Below are 13,339 nucleotides of genomic sequence, written 5' to 3' on the forward strand. Positions count from 1 at the left end.
CGATGAGCCCTGCGTCCTACCGCTTGGTGTGGTGGGACGCAGGGAGCGGGCGAACGGAGTCGCGAATGACGATGTGCGTGCCGAGCAACTGGCGCTCGCGGCCGGAGCCCGGCTCGGGGCGCTCCAACGCCAGCCGAACCGCAGCCTTCCCCATCTCCTCGTGCGGCATGTACACGGTGGTGAGCGGCGGCGACAGCTCCTGGGCGACCGGGATGTTGTCGTACCCGACGAGCGAAATGTCGTCGGGCACGCTCAGGCCGCTCTCCCGCAACGCGGCCAGCGCACCGGAGGCCATCACGTCGTTGTGCGCGAAGATCGCGGTGAACTCGAGGCCGTCCTCGAGCGCCTGCCGGCAGCCCTGGTATGCGCCGCTGCGGTCCGCCCGGCACGGGATCACCAAAGCGGGATCGAACGCGAGTCCGAAGTCCTCGTGCGCCGAGCGGTACCCGGCCATCCGGCCGATCGTGGTGGTCGACTTCTCCGGACCGGTCAGCGTCAGGATGCGCCGGTGGCCCATCGACAGCAGATGGCTCGTCGCGGCGTACGCTCCGCCGCGGTTGTCGTACTCGACGACGAGCGCCGGTACCCCGGCCCGCAGCGGCGGGCGCCCGCACAGCACCAGCTGAGCGCCACGCGCATGCAACGCCCGGGCATGGCGGGACATCCGCTCCTCGTAGGCCTCGGTGAGCTCGACACCGCCGACCAGGACGACCGCATCCAGGTCGTCCTGCTCCTCGAGCCGCGCGAACACCTGCTCCTCGCGCTGCAGATCCCCGCCGGTGATGTAGACCGAACTGATCCGGCCCGCATCCCCGGCAGCCTCGGCGACACCGGTCGCGACGAGGCTGCGCAGCGGCGAGACGACGTCCGACACCACCATCGCGACGTGGGTCGCCGCCTGGTTGCGTTTCGGCGGGCGCGACGGTACGGCGTAGTTGAGGTCCTGTACCGCGCGCAGCACCTTCGCCCGGGTGGACTCGGCCACCGGGTAGTCACTGGTCAGCGCGCGCGACGCGGTCGCGACCGAGACCTGCGCACGACGCGCCACGTCGCGCAGTGTCGGTGCACCCCGTCGGGTCGGCGCCGTCTCGGTCTCGTCCATCGGGTCCTTCCTACCTGATGCCGGCGAAGATCGAGTCGAGATCGACCACCTGTCGCGTGTCGCCCCACTCGATCGTGACCACTCCCCCGTCCACCGTTGCGGTGACGGTGTTGTCGACCGGCACACCGCTCAGCGACGTGACTGCAACATACACAGTACGAGCCGGCTCGGTCCGATCCGTTCGGCCCAGGACCTCGGGGATGACGGCCCATTCGCCGTACGCCGTTCCGTACGACGCGGACGACGTACCGGCGGAGTCGAACCCGTGCAGGCCGGCCACCGTCGACCGCAGGTCGTCCGTGCCGACGACAACCGCCGAACCGTCGATCTGCGCGGCGATGTCGCGCGGATGCTTGGCGGCCACGGCCCAGCCGGACAGCCGCACCGGCAGCTCGGGTGGGATCCGGACGAAGCGGTGGATCCGCACCTCGAGCGCACCACGGACGGCGGTCACGCTCTCGATCCGCGCCGACGGCAACACCGGTCCGCCGTCGGCGGAGTCGCTGGCCTCCCAGGGCGAGAACCTCGGGAAGCGCGGCGCGTGCCAGGACGCGGCCCAGTTCTCGCCGGTGGCCACGCGATGGATCTGCCGGCGCGCGCTCCAGATCCCACGAATCCGGACCTGGATGTCGTTGTCGGCCGGGTCGTGCAGCGACGTCGGGCCGGTGCGGGTCGAGTAGCCGAAGCGCGCGTACAGCGGGTCCGGCGCACCGGCGTCGGCAGCGTCGGTCTTCAGGTGGTCGCTGCCATGGTTGTGGACCCGTACCAGCCCGTCCGCCGCGGTGGTCTGAATCAGCAGACCGACCTCGAGCGAACGCGTGTGGTCCTCGGTGTCCGCGGGCAGTTCAGTCTCGGTCGCCGTCCACACCGGGTGGTCCTCGGGCAGCATCAGCGCGAGGAACCCCTTCGAGGCCCAGTACGGCGACCCCGGGCCGGAGTACCGCTGCAACGTGGGCAGGTGTTCGCCGTGCCACCCGAGCGAGAGCACCCCGTTGTCGGTGATCGATCCGCGCTCGACGAAGTACCGCAGACCGGCCGACAGGATCCGCCGGGTCTGCCCCGGCGTCAGCGGCGTCCGGCCGATGGCTTCGCCCAGGGCGACGGACGCGAGGGTCGCCGTTCGGTAGGTCATGCTGCGCCCGTAGTACAGCGGCGCGCCGTTGCGGTCGAAGGTCCGGGCGAAGCTGCCGAGGAACTCCTCGAGGCGTCCGCCCAGGACGTCGAGCTCCGGCAGGCCGTGCAGCTTCGCGTGCAGGATCGGGTACAGGTGCATGGCCCAGCCGACGTAGTGGTCGTACGCCTCGCCGGCGCCGTCGGAGTACCAGCCCTCGCCGCGGTACCAGAGCTCGACCAGCTCCATCGCCCGGTCGATCACGTAGCGGGTCTGCTCGTCGCCCCGGCCGACGCCTTCGAGGAAGCTCGCGATCGTGGCCGGGAACAGGTACCAGTTGTTCGGCGACGGCTCCCGGGTGATCGTCGCGCGGAACCAGTCGGCGAGCCGGTCCTGCTCGTCCGGCGCCAGCCGGCCCCAGGTGTCGTCCTTGGTCAGGTGCAGGCTCAGCGCGATCCCGGCCGCCTCGACGTGCGGCTGGCCGTCACGGCCGATATGGCCGACGACCGGCCACGAGTCCAGGTCGTCGGCACCCACCGTGCGGGTGCCCGCGATCAGGCCCTCGACGTACCGGTCCAGGTGCTTGTTGCGATCGGCGCCGCCGGCGTGCAGGAACGCTGCCAACAGGAACGTGCGGGCGAACCCCTCCAGCCCGTCCGTGGCCGTGCCCTGCTGCGACGGGCGGCCCGGGAAGTTGATCCGGGCGCCGAGCGGCGAGCGGTATGCGTCCGCCGCGGTCAGCAGGTGGTCGGCGACCGCGATCCAATGCTCCCTGGTCAGACCGGTGTAGGGGCTCAGGTCCCGGTCCTCGGCCGGCAGCACCGCGGCGAGCGGTCCGGACACCTGGAGCGGGGGCAGTTCGGGAATCATCGTCCACCTTCGTCGTCGGTGCGGGAGGGGTTCAACCCTTGATACCTGATGTGGCCATGCCCGCGATGAAGTATCGCTGGCCGAACACGAACAGCAAGATCATCGGCAGCGTGGCCAGCGCCGACATCGCCATCAGGAACGGCCACTGAACGCCGCCCTGCCCCTGCGCGAACGTCGCCAGGCCGAACTGCAACGGCCGCAGGCTCTCCGAACTGGTCGCGACCAGCGGCCAGATGAACCCGTTCCACGCCGACTCGACGTTGAACAGCGTGATGGTCACGAAGGCCGGCGCGGCCAGCGGCGCCATGATCCGGAAGAAGATGCCGATCTCGGACACGCCGTCGACGCGCGCGGCGTCGGCAAGCTCGGCCGGCAGCGACACGAAGAACTGCCGCGCCAGGAACGTGAACAGCGGCGCCGAGATGAACGGCACGATCAGCGCCGCCCAGGTGTTCAGCCAGCCGGTGCCGCCGTTGCCGAAGATGTCGTTGCCGCCGGCCAACGGAATCCGCCGTACGACCAGGAACAGCGGCACGATCAGCACCTGGAACGGGACGATCAGCAACACGATGAAGTAGTTCAGAATGCTGCGCGAGCCGCGGACCGGCAGCTGGGCCAGCGCGTAACCGGCCGCCGTCGACAGCAGCAGCACCGGGATCGTCTGGCCGACGACCACGATCAGGCTGTTGCGGAAGTACATCGCGAACGGCGCGGCCTTCAGCGCGTCCAGGTAGTTCTGCCAGACGATCCGGTCCGGCAGCCAGGAGAAGTGGTTGACCTCGTTGAGCGTCTTGAACGACGTCAAAATCATCCACAGGAACGGCAGGATCATCAAGAACCCGGCGACGGTCAGGAACGCGACCAGCAGGGCCTGCCCCGCTCGCGGTCGCGCGAACCGTGACGGTGCCCGTACGGCGGTACTCACATGCCCTCCCGGTGGCGCACGCTGAGCCGGCCGAGGCCGATCAGCACACCGACGAACAGCAGCATGATCACGGTCTCCGCCGAGGCGTAGCCGATGTGCAGCCGTTCGAAGGCGTTGGTGAAGATGTCGAAGGTCAGCACGTTGGTCGCATGCGCTGGGCCGCCGCCGGTGGTGACGTAGATCAGGTCGAACACCTGGAACGACCCCGCGATCGACGTGACCAGCACGAAGAAGTGCACCGGCGCGATGCCCGGCCAGGTGACGTGCAGGAAGGTCTGCCAGCGGGAGGCGCCGTCCAGCGTGGCCGCCTCGATCAAATCCTTGGAGATGCTCTGCAGCGCGGCCAGGTAGATGATCATCTTGGCGCCGAGACCCTGCCAGACGCCGACGACCATCAGCGCGGGCAGCGCCACGTTCGGATCGGTGAGCCAGCCCGAGCGGGCCAGCCCGAAGAACGACAGCACCTGGTTCCCCAGCCCGGCCGCGGGGTTGTAGATCCACAGCCAGACCGACGCGACGGCCACCGTCGACGTCACCACGGGGATGTAGAACAGCGTGCGGAACAGGGCGCGACCGGGGATCCGCTGGTTCAGCGCGATCGCGATCCCGAGCGCCAGCACCATCGCCACCGGTACGACGGCCACGGTGTAGAGCAGCGTCCGCAGGACGGCGTCGCGGAACTGTGAGTCGCCGAGCAGCTCGGTGTAGTTCTCCAGACCGATGAAGTCACCGCGACCGGCCACGCGCGCGTTGGTCAGGCTGAGGTAGACCGCCATCAGCCCGGGCAACGCCACGAAGATCACCGAGTGCAGCAGCGCCGGTGTCAGCAGCAGCCAGCCGGCGCGGGCCTTGGCGCGTTCGACGCCGCCCCGCCGACGGCCGGCAGGGCGTTTGTCCACGCTGCCGGCCGTCGGGCGCTCAAGTGTCTGAGCGGTCATTTGCGCGCCACCTGGTCCAGTTCCTTGAGCGCGTCCTGCGGCGACTTCTTGCCCAAGATCACCTCGTCCAGCGACGGGCCGAACTTCGAGCGGAAGTCGAGGAACGTCGCGCCGCCGTACTCGAAGATCGCCTTGTCGAGGTTCTTCCAGGCGAACGAGCCGGCCGGGTTCGACTTCACGAATGCGCTGTCGCCCGCGTCGCTGCTGATCGGGACGCCGACGTCGAGCTTGGAGATCGCCTCCTGCGACTTCTGGTCCTGCATCGCCTTGACGAACGCGAGCGCCGCCTGCGGGTACTTCGTCCCGTCGCCGACCGCCGCGACCCGGCCGCCGACGTACATGACCTCCTTGCTGTCCTTCAGGTTGAAGTACACGAGGTCCTTGCACTTGGCACCGATGCCGTCGCCGCCGGTCGAGCAGTCGACGTACGGGCTGGCGAATCCCATCGCGGCCTCACCAGTGGTCACGAGAGCGGTCTTGGCCGAGTTCTGGTAGCCGTACCGGGAGGACTTGTCGACACTCACCATGTCGTGCACCAGTTGCAGCGCCTGGATTCCGGCGTCGGTGTCGAACGCGGGCTGACCGTCGGCGTCGAACATCTGGCCGCCCTTGGCGCCCATGAACGCGACGAACTGCTGGCGGTAGTTGCTGGCCGGCGCCCAGAAGTCGAAACCGGTCCGGGTGATCTGGCCCTTCGCGTCCCGCTTGGTCAGCTTCTTCGCGTACTCCCGCAGCTCGTCCAGACTCTGCGGCGGCTTCGCCGGGTCCAGACCGGCCTCGGTGAACGCACTCTTGCTGTAGGCAAGCAACCGCGGGTTCGCCACCACCGGGACGGCGTACAGCTCGTCCTCGTACTTCATCGGCGGCACGAACGCCGGGTACACCGTCTTCTCCAGGTCCTCGGTCTTCACGCCGAGCTTGGTCAGCGACTGGATCGCGCCCAGGTCGGCCAGCGGCTGCACCCAGCCGACACCGGCGCTGACCACGTCGTAGTTGTTGCCGGCCGCCAGCGAGGTGGAGATCTTCTCGTTCAGGTTGTCGTACGGCACGAAGTCCGGCTCGACCTTCATCTGTGGGTACGTCTTGTGGAAGATGTCGACGATTCCCTGGAAGACGGCCTGACCCTCGTTGTTGGCCGGGAAGTTCGGTACCACGACCCGGAGCGTGCCGGTCGCGGTCGCCGGGTCTTGTCCTTCATCGCCCCCGGAGCCGCTGCCGCCGCCGGACGAACACGCGGCGATCGCCATCAGCGCGACGCTCAGCGCCGCAGCCGTCACGGCCTTCAAACCTCGCTGCATCACCTTCACCACTTCCTGTCGGTCGCTTCCCGGACTCGGCGGTAAGCGTTTCCCGCAGAGCGTAAGCATTTCTAGTATCGTTTCGCAACAGCTCGCGATGATCTCTGAAACTTTGATGCTGCATCGGGATCCGGGAGCGCGTCAGGCCATCAGGTCGTAGGTGTCGGGGTGCACCTCGTACCGCAGTTCGAGGCCGGCGAGGTATCGCCGTACCTCCTCGACGACGATCTCACCCTGGGTCCGGCGGGAATGCCAGGTTCGCGCACCGAGATGCGGTGTCAGCAGCACGTTCGGCAGCCGCCACCACTCCGAGTCCGCGGGCAGTGGCTCCTCGTCGAACACGTCCAGCGCCGCACTCAGGCGCCCGGTGCGCAACTCGGCCAGGAGTGCCTCGGTGTCGACCAGCGCGGACCGTGCGGTGTTGACCAGAACGCCGCCGTCCGGGATCAGCGCCAGACGCCGGGCGTCGATCATGCGCCTGGTCTCCTGACGTACCGGGGCATGCAGGGCGACGACTGCCGACTGGCTCAGCAGGTCGTCGAGCGGGGCCGGCCGGGCGCCCAGCTCCTTGCATTCACGCTCGGACAGGTACGGGTCGTGCAGGATCACGTCCGCGCCGGACGCGACCACGAGCTTCACGTACGCGCGGCCGACGCGGCTCGCTCCCACGACGCCTACCGTCGCTCCGGACAGCGTGCGCCCGAGGCCGAAGTCCGCCGCGGCCCAGGCGTGATCGGTACTCATCACCCGGTCGATGCGGTCGAGGTCTCTGAGCCTGGCGATCGTCATGTAGAGCGCGAGCTCGGCGACCGACTGCGCCATCCCGGCCGAGGCCTGGCTGACCCGCACGCCGGTGGCCAGGAGCTCCACCGGGATCAGCCGGCGGATCGATCCGGCGCTGTGCACGATCAGCCCGAGCCGGTCCGACGCCGCAGTCGCGGCCGGCAGCGGGCGCGACCCCCAGCCCGTGATCAGGATGTCCGCCTGCAGCCGCGGATCCCCGCCGTCCGCCGTGACTGCCGCCGCATCCTCCCCCTGCCGGATCAGCCGCCCGAACCGCGCGAGCCGCTGCAGCGACTCGTCGGCGAACAGTTCGGACTCGAGCTTCGGCGGCAGATCCACACAGACGGTAGGCGTACCCATGAGAGCCTTTCGCAACAGTAACGACAGAAACGTTTCTATCCAGTTGCTCTCAGGGTAAGCATCCGACCCGCACTCTGCAAACGCTTACCAGCGCGCCGGACGCCGCGCGCCGGGGCCACCCGCCCGCCACCCGAGCCCACTTTGTGCATGACATCCGCACTCTTGCCGCCTTTGATCGGACGGCGCCGCGGGACTAGCGGACGGTGACGTGGTTGAGGTCGATGGTGATCAGCAGGGGGCTGTCCAGCGTCGCGTTGTCGGGCTTGCGCGGTACGACGCGACGCTGCGTGGGGAACGAGAACCCGTCGAAGACCTGGTGCGCGTTCGTGTAGTGCGCCGAGCGCTGGATGCCGGCGCCGAAGATCTCGACGGTGTAGTCGGTACGGCGCAACAGACCGTCCGCTCCGAAGTAGAAGAACTGCTGCTTCCCGTGCGTCGCGATCGACTCCGGGAACTCGGCCTCGAGCACCCGCCACGTCTCGCCGTCCTGCTGCCACGGTTCGATCTCGCGCGTCTGGACGCCGGGCTCGGCCAGCAGGAACGGTGTGGTCAGGTAGGTCCACATCGCGTACCCGCTGAAGTACGCACCCTGCGGCAGCGTCCACGTCGTGTCCAGCTGATGATCCGCGAACGTCCGCCGCGGATTCTCCAGCCGCTCGACGTCGTTGCCCTCGGCATCCTGCAGCGTGACCAGACCAGGCGTGTACGTCGCGTTCAGATCGCCGGCGAACGGCACGAAACGCGTCCTCGCCGGCTGCGGCTCAACGGTCACCGTCGACGGCTTCTGGAACACCTGCCCCCGCAAACCCTTCTTGGTCCAGGTCGCACCGGCCACCTCATCTCGGCGGTGACGCTCTTCACCTCACGCCACCGGTCGAGCCCGCCGTGGGCCTCGAGTACGTACTGCAGCAGATCGCTCATCGTTCGCTCGTTTCCTCTGGAGATGCTGACTTCAGAAATCCAAGCTACCTAGACTGCGAACCTGGGACAAGCGATCCGACGAGAAAACTTGGAAAATTGAAGCCTGGGGTTAGACTGCACTGATGGATCTCCTCAGTCGCCCCGCCAACGCGAACTGCCCGATTGCCCACACGCTGCAACTCGTCGGGCAGAAGTGGTCGCTGCTGATCCTGCGAGAGGCGTTCTTCGGCCGAACCAAGTTCGCGGAGTTCCAGCAGATCGGCGTACCGACCGACACCCTCACCTCACGCCTGGACGCACTGGTGACGGCCGGCATCTTCGAGCGCCGGACCTACCGCTCCGAAGGCCGCCGAGCCCACGACGAATACATCCTCACCGCAGCCGGCCGCGACCTCCTGACGGTCCTCGCCGCCCTGAGCCAGTGGGGCAACAAACACCTCGACTTCCCCGACGTCCAGTACGAAGCAACCACCACCGGCACGCCGGTACACCTCGCCTTCGTCGACGACACCGGCCACGAAGTTCCCCCCGCCGACATCACCGTCATCCCCTGACCCCAGCACCCACTGTCTACCGCCGCCCGCCAGCGGCGCCGCGGCCGGAGGCGGACCCCCACCACTCACCAACCTCGCGCCTGCGAGCCTCACCACGCCTGAGCGTCGACCACGAAGGCCGCCTGGCGCAGGTTGGTGAGTGGTGGGGGTCCGCGGTCAGTACCTGGCGCCCAGTTGGGCGAGGTCTCGTCCGCGTGACTCCGCACGAGGAACCGCTCTCCCTGCGGCCCGTCGACGTACTGCGTGGGCGCCAGATCGGCGCGGTACTGCGTGGGCATGACCACTCTCCTGCCTTTGGTTTCCTGTAGTTAGATGAGCAGCTGACGCCGGCTGCGACGCGGCCGTCCATTTGGAGCTGACCTGCGAAGCCGGCCACACCGTCCCTGAAGCAGAGGTCTCCGCGCGCCTCGAACGCCGCTGACGATCACCTCGGATGCCGCTGACGCTCAGACGGTGAACACCAGTACGGCGTTGTGCCCGCCGAAGCCGAAGGAGTTGCTGAGGGCGGCTTCGTACAGGCCGTGACGCGCGTCCTTCTGCGTCACGTCGAGACCGAGGCCGGGCTCGACGTCCACGAGCGTCGGCGTCGGCGGAGCGACCTGATGGACCAGCGCGAGCACAGTGGCAATCGCCTCGAACGAGCCGGCGCCGCCGAGCATGTGTCCGGTCATGGCTTTGACCGCGGACACCACCGGACTGTGGTCACCGAAGATCGTCCGCAGCGCCTGAGCCTCCACTACGTCTCCCACCGGCGTCGACGTCGCATGCGCGTTCACATATCCGACCTCGCGAGCCGACAGCCCCGCCTCCCGCAACGCCGCCCGCATCGCCCGGACCTGGCCGGCACCGTGCGCTTCAGGGGCAACCATGTCGTAGGCGTCAGACGTCACCGCCGAGCCGGCAAGGGTCGCGTACGGCACCCGACCGCGCACGGCGGCATGATCCTCGCGCTCGACGATCAGCACCGACGCACCCTCGCCGAGGACGAAACCGTCCCGCTCGCGATCGAACGGGCGGGACGCCGACGACGGATCGTCGTTGCGGGTGGACATCGCCTGAGCGCGAGCGAAGGCGGCCATCGTCAGCTCGTTGATCGACGCCTCCGTACTACCGGCGATCACCACATCGGCCCGGCCCAAGCGGATCAGGTCGAGCGCGTACGCAACAGCCTCCGCCCCGGTTGCACACGCGCTCGCCGGCGTGAACGCACCGGCACGCGCGTTGAGGTCGATGCTGACGCGAGCCGCGGCGCCGTTCGGCATCATCATCGGGACCATCCGCGGGCTGACGCTCCGCGCACCCTTGTCGCGGAGCGCGTCCTGGTTGTTCACGACGGTGTTGATCCCGCCGACGCCGGTACCGATCACGACCGCGAGACGGTCGGGGTCGACCAGATTCGCCGACAACCCCGCGTCCGCCCACGCCTCGCGCGCCGCCACGAGCGCCGCCTGCTCCGCGCGATCGAGGCGTCGCGCCTGCACCCGATCGAGTTTCGTCGCCGGGTCCACGGCCATCGGCGCCGCGATGCCGGTCGTGAGGTCCTGAGCCCATTCGTCGGCCAGTCGCCGAACCCCTGACTGCCCGGCCAGGAGTGCTTGCCAGCTCTCGGCGACGTTCTGCCCGACCGGGCCGATCGTGCCGAGGCCGGTGATCACCGCAGTACTCATGCCGTCAGTCGGCCAGCTGCAGCTCGCCGCGGCCGAACGAGAAGTTCTCCCTCGGCACCGGGATGATCGCGAGGAAGATGTCGTCGGGCGACACCCCGAGCGCCTCGACCACGAGCTTGTTCACGGTCGCCGCGAGCCGGCGCTTGTTCTCCAGCGGGTGATGCGGGCCGAGCATCACCGAGATGATCATCGCGTCGCCGGTGCGCTGCATGCCCATGTAGCTGGGGTGCAGGTACAGCTCCCCGGCGCCGTGCTCGGTGATCGCGATGAACCGATCGCCTTCCGGCAGGTCGAGCGCGTCCACGAGCGACTGGTTCAGCGCGTCGGCGAGCGCGCGCTTCTGGTCCACGGTGTAACGGCCCGGCGGCAGATGTGCTTCGAAGACTGGCATGACGAAACCTCAAGGATTGCGGGGATCCGACAGATACGAGCATATGCTCGTATCTCCCCCGATCACAAGCCGCCGCAACGAGATATGAGCAACTGCGCCTATCATGGACAGCGTGACCCGAGAGACCGAGGCGGCCCGTCGGCAGCGCCTGCGCGCGATGGACGGTCAGTGCAACGGCTTCGCCAGCCGCCGCGCTGCGCGCTATCTGTCCGCGCACTATGACCGCATCCTGGCCCCCTCCGGCCTCCGGACGACGCAGTTCACCATCCTGCGCAAGTTGGCGCTCGCGGGGCGTACGTCGATCAGCGGTCTGGCGGAGCTCATCGCGATGGACCGGACGACGCTGGCCACGAACCTCAAACCGCTCGAACGCGACGGCCTGCTGACCGTGCAGCCGTCCGCGCAGGATCGGCGCGCGCGGATGGTCGAGATCACCAAGACCGGTCTGAAGACGCTGGATCGCGCGGTGCCGTTGTGGCAGTCCGCCCAGGATCAGTTCGAGGCGGCGTACGGCGTCGAGGAAGCGGCCGCGCTACGATCGGCGCTTCGTGCTGTGCTCGACACCGACCTTGCCCCGTGGGCCGAGTGACGCGGCGTCGATGATCGCTTCGGCGGCGGTGCCGGCGCCGTCCGTCGTGGCGTACAGCTCGCTGATGCGCTGAGCGTTTCGCTTCGTCTGCGGGTCGGCGAGGATCGCACGGACAGCATTGGCCACACCTACGGTTGCCTGCGACAACGGTACGGTGCGCGCGACGCCTTGCCGCTCGGCGAGGTCGAGGTTGGCGGCCTGCTCGGCCTGGAGCGGGATGCCGACGAACGGTGTCCCCGCGGCCATGGCTGTCTGCACGGATCCTTGACCGCCGGTGATGACGGCGACCGCCACGCGTGGCATGAGCTGGTGGCTGGGCAGCACCCGCTCGACCAGAACGTGTTCGCTCTCGAGGTCGGACAGGTCGTGCGAGGTACCTGCGACGAGGACCTTCGGCACGGCGGTACGCACCTGGGCGACGACGTCGCGGACCAGGTCGGCCGACGTCGAGGTCAGCGCGACGTACGCCACCGGGTCTTGTGTGGCGAGGAAGCGTTCGACGCGATCCGGTACGGGCAGGTCGAAGTGGGCGAAGAGCGGGCCGGTGTAGCGCAGCCGGGCATTGGACCGGTACGACGCGGCCGGCTTCGGGATCCAGCCGTCGACCTCGTCACGTGGTACGCCGAAAACTTCCGGGATGTCGGTGATCAGCGTGAGGTCGCCCATCAGCAGCGCGGGGAAACTCGGCACGCCGGCGACGCCGAGCTCGTTCGCCACCCGGTTGAAGCCTTCGGTGTAGACCTTGCGGCGCGGCAGACCCTTGTTGAACAGGAACTTGCGGAGCCGCGCCGGCATGAGTCCTTCGAGCGGCAAACCCATCGGCGTCTCCGGCGGGATGGCGCGGCCACGCTCGAACAGCGGCGGTACGAACGCGCCGGAGTGCTCGACGATCACCGGGATTCCGGCGAGCTGCGACGACAGCAGCGCGGTCAGGGTCCATCCGGTGACGACGGCCTGCACATCGCGAGCGCGGAAGTACTCCGCTTCGAGAGCGACGTACTGCCGGATCTCGGCATCGGTCCACATGCTCTGCCCCGGCGGGCCGATGCCCGGAATCGACGCGACGAACTCGCGGACACGTTCGGGTGTCCAGCCGTCGCCGAGCACATCCACCTGAACGCCGTGCTCGCGGAGCAGGTCGACGTAGGGGCCGCCGTGGGTCGCGGTCGCGACCTCGACGCCGCGCGCAGTGAGCGCGCGGTGCAGCTCGAGGATGCGGGAGGTCTCCGACAGGAAACCGCAGTTCGGTAGCAGGCAGATCATCAAATCCCCCTCAGGTGCCCTCCCGTCGACATTAAAGGTAATATATTGCGCATGTCAACGACGGACCCCAACCCGCTCCGCCTTCGGCCCGACCAGACCGCCGAGCTTTCCGAGCATGCGCAGCTGGCGATCGAGGCGTTCCGTACGACGCTCTCGGTGGCCGCGCAGTTGCGCGCCGCGATGGACAAACGGCTCCGCGAGGACGGGCTGACGACTCAGCAGGCCGCCCTGATCACCGTCGTCGACGCAGCGGGCTCGCCGTCCTTGTCCGACGCCGCAGCCGCGCTCGCCTGCTCCCGGCAGAACCTGAAGCAGATCGCCTCAGCCCTGGAACGCAAAGGGTTCCTCGAACTGGTTCCCGACCCCGACGACGCCCGCACCACCCGCATCGTCACCACGCCGCGAAGCCGCGCCTACTGGTCCACCCGGGACACCAGCGACGCGGACGCCGTTACTTCATGGTTCAGTCCCCTGTCCCCCGCCGACCTCCGCACACTCCTCGACTCACTCAACCAGGTCCTGGCCCAACTCAAAGCCGATGACTAGCCCGACCTGGACAGATCTCAC

The 13,339-nt window shown here is 68.5% G+C and carries 14 protein-coding genes; 3 read left to right on the plus strand and 11 right to left on the minus strand.

Features of this window, described 5'->3' with window-relative positions:
• Window positions 1–16 precede the first annotated feature (16 nt).
• The 7 genes from AB0B82_RS07405 to AB0B82_RS07435 form a co-directional block, all read right to left on the minus strand.
• Window positions 17–1,102 carry a LacI family DNA-binding transcriptional regulator gene (locus AB0B82_RS07405; RefSeq protein ID WP_360163691.1) on the minus strand — a complete coding sequence of 362 codons (1,086 nt, stop codon included), beginning with the start codon at window positions 1,100–1,102 and terminating at the stop codon, window positions 17–19.
• Window positions 1,103–1,112: 10 nt separating this feature from the next.
• Window positions 1,113–3,083: a DUF2264 domain-containing protein gene (locus AB0B82_RS07410; RefSeq protein ID WP_360163693.1), complete on the minus strand. Its 1,971-nt coding sequence runs from the start codon at window positions 3,081–3,083 to the stop codon at window positions 1,113–1,115.
• Window positions 3,084–3,114: 31 nt separating this feature from the next.
• On the minus strand, window positions 3,115–4,008 hold the full coding sequence (locus AB0B82_RS07415; protein WP_360163695.1) for a carbohydrate ABC transporter permease: 894 nt from the start codon (window positions 4,006–4,008) through the stop codon (window positions 3,115–3,117).
• Window positions 4,005–4,946 carry a sugar ABC transporter permease gene (locus tag AB0B82_RS07420; protein WP_360163697.1) on the minus strand — a complete coding sequence of 314 codons (942 nt, stop codon included), beginning with the start codon at window positions 4,944–4,946 and terminating at the stop codon, window positions 4,005–4,007. The genes AB0B82_RS07415 and AB0B82_RS07420 overlap by 4 nt, the downstream gene beginning before the upstream one ends.
• Complete coding sequence (locus AB0B82_RS07425) at window positions 4,943–6,244, minus strand: extracellular solute-binding protein (protein WP_360163699.1); 1,302 nt, start codon at window positions 6,242–6,244, stop codon at window positions 4,943–4,945. Before AB0B82_RS07425 ends, AB0B82_RS07420 begins: the two co-directional genes overlap by 4 nt.
• Window positions 6,245–6,385: 141 nt before the next feature.
• Window positions 6,386–7,387: a hydroxyacid dehydrogenase gene (locus tag AB0B82_RS07430; protein WP_360163700.1), complete on the minus strand. Its 1,002-nt coding sequence runs from the start codon at window positions 7,385–7,387 to the stop codon at window positions 6,386–6,388.
• 193 nt (window positions 7,388–7,580) lie between these two features.
• Window positions 7,581–8,222 (minus strand): hypothetical protein, encoded by a 642-nt coding sequence (locus tag AB0B82_RS07435; RefSeq protein WP_360163702.1) that lies wholly within the window; start codon window positions 8,220–8,222, stop codon window positions 7,581–7,583.
• A 208-nt stretch (window positions 8,223–8,430) separates the two neighbouring features.
• On the opposite strand from AB0B82_RS07435, the gene AB0B82_RS07440 reads away from it, so the two are divergent.
• The gene (locus AB0B82_RS07440) at window positions 8,431–8,862 is read left to right on the plus strand and encodes a helix-turn-helix domain-containing protein (protein WP_360163704.1); all 432 of its coding nucleotides are present in this window, start codon (window positions 8,431–8,433) and stop codon (window positions 8,860–8,862) included.
• Between the two features lie 89 nt (window positions 8,863–8,951).
• Here AB0B82_RS07440 and AB0B82_RS07445 read toward each other — a convergent pair whose 3' ends face one another.
• From AB0B82_RS07445 to AB0B82_RS07455, 3 genes are all read right to left on the minus strand, one after another.
• Window positions 8,952–9,140: a hypothetical protein gene (locus tag AB0B82_RS07445; protein ID WP_360163706.1), complete on the minus strand. Its 189-nt coding sequence runs from the start codon at window positions 9,138–9,140 to the stop codon at window positions 8,952–8,954.
• 168 nt (window positions 9,141–9,308) lie between these two features.
• Window positions 9,309–10,529 carry a beta-ketoacyl-[acyl-carrier-protein] synthase family protein gene (locus tag AB0B82_RS07450; protein ID WP_360163708.1) on the minus strand — a complete coding sequence of 407 codons (1,221 nt, stop codon included), beginning with the start codon at window positions 10,527–10,529 and terminating at the stop codon, window positions 9,309–9,311.
• Between the two features lie 4 nt (window positions 10,530–10,533).
• Complete coding sequence (locus AB0B82_RS07455; protein WP_360163710.1) at window positions 10,534–10,920, minus strand: tautomerase family protein; 387 nt, start codon at window positions 10,918–10,920, stop codon at window positions 10,534–10,536.
• A gap of 112 nt (window positions 10,921–11,032) precedes the next feature.
• Here AB0B82_RS07455 and AB0B82_RS07460 point away from each other — a divergent pair, with 112 nt between their 5' ends.
• Complete coding sequence (locus AB0B82_RS07460; RefSeq protein ID WP_360163712.1) at window positions 11,033–11,509, plus strand: MarR family transcriptional regulator; 477 nt, start codon at window positions 11,033–11,035, stop codon at window positions 11,507–11,509.
• Here AB0B82_RS07460 and AB0B82_RS07465 read toward each other — a convergent pair.
• Window positions 11,453–12,772: a hypothetical protein gene (locus AB0B82_RS07465; protein WP_360163714.1), complete on the minus strand. Its 1,320-nt coding sequence runs from the start codon at window positions 12,770–12,772 to the stop codon at window positions 11,453–11,455. The two genes, AB0B82_RS07460 and AB0B82_RS07465, sit on opposite strands and share 57 nt — an antisense overlap.
• 51 nt (window positions 12,773–12,823) lie before the next feature.
• Here AB0B82_RS07465 and AB0B82_RS07470 point away from each other — a divergent pair, with 51 nt between their 5' ends.
• On the plus strand, window positions 12,824–13,318 hold the full coding sequence (locus AB0B82_RS07470) for a MarR family winged helix-turn-helix transcriptional regulator (RefSeq protein ID WP_360163716.1): 495 nt from the start codon (window positions 12,824–12,826) through the stop codon (window positions 13,316–13,318).
• Window positions 13,319–13,339 lie beyond the last annotated feature (21 nt).

Origin of the sequence: Kribbella sp. NPDC048915, from assembly GCF_040649595.1 — a bacterium.
GTDB lineage: Bacteria > Actinomycetota > Actinomycetes > Propionibacteriales > Kribbellaceae > Kribbella.

What these genes read in the sequence shown, in the direction of transcription:
- AB0B82_RS07410 (WP_360163693.1), bottom strand. Translation starts at nt 3,083, where the DNA reads ATGATTCCCGAACTGCCCCCGCTCCAGGTGTCCGGACCGCTCGCCGCG.
- AB0B82_RS07405 (WP_360163691.1), bottom strand. Translation starts at nt 1,102, where the DNA reads ATGGACGAGACCGAGACGGCGCCGACCCGACGGGGTGCACCGACACTG.
- AB0B82_RS07455 (WP_360163710.1), bottom strand. Translation starts at nt 10,920, where the DNA reads ATGCCAGTCTTCGAAGCACATCTGCCGCCGGGCCGTTACACCGTGGAC.
- AB0B82_RS07430 (WP_360163700.1), bottom strand. Translation starts at nt 7,387, where the DNA reads ATGGGTACGCCTACCGTCTGTGTGGATCTGCCGCCGAAGCTCGAGTCC.
- AB0B82_RS07450 (WP_360163708.1), bottom strand. Translation starts at nt 10,529, where the DNA reads ATGAGTACTGCGGTGATCACCGGCCTCGGCACGATCGGCCCGGTCGGG.
- AB0B82_RS07470 (WP_360163716.1), top strand. Translation starts at nt 12,824, where the DNA reads ATGTCAACGACGGACCCCAACCCGCTCCGCCTTCGGCCCGACCAGACC.
- AB0B82_RS07465 (WP_360163714.1), bottom strand. Translation starts at nt 12,772, where the DNA reads ATGATCTGCCTGCTACCGAACTGCGGTTTCCTGTCGGAGACCTCCCGC.
- AB0B82_RS07445 (WP_360163706.1), bottom strand. Translation starts at nt 9,140, where the DNA reads ATGCCCACGCAGTACCGCGCCGATCTGGCGCCCACGCAGTACGTCGAC.
- AB0B82_RS07440 (WP_360163704.1), top strand. Translation starts at nt 8,431, where the DNA reads ATGGATCTCCTCAGTCGCCCCGCCAACGCGAACTGCCCGATTGCCCAC.
- AB0B82_RS07425 (WP_360163699.1), bottom strand. Translation starts at nt 6,244, where the DNA reads ATGCAGCGAGGTTTGAAGGCCGTGACGGCTGCGGCGCTGAGCGTCGCG.
- AB0B82_RS07420 (WP_360163697.1), bottom strand. Translation starts at nt 4,946, where the DNA reads ATGACCGCTCAGACACTTGAGCGCCCGACGGCCGGCAGCGTGGACAAA.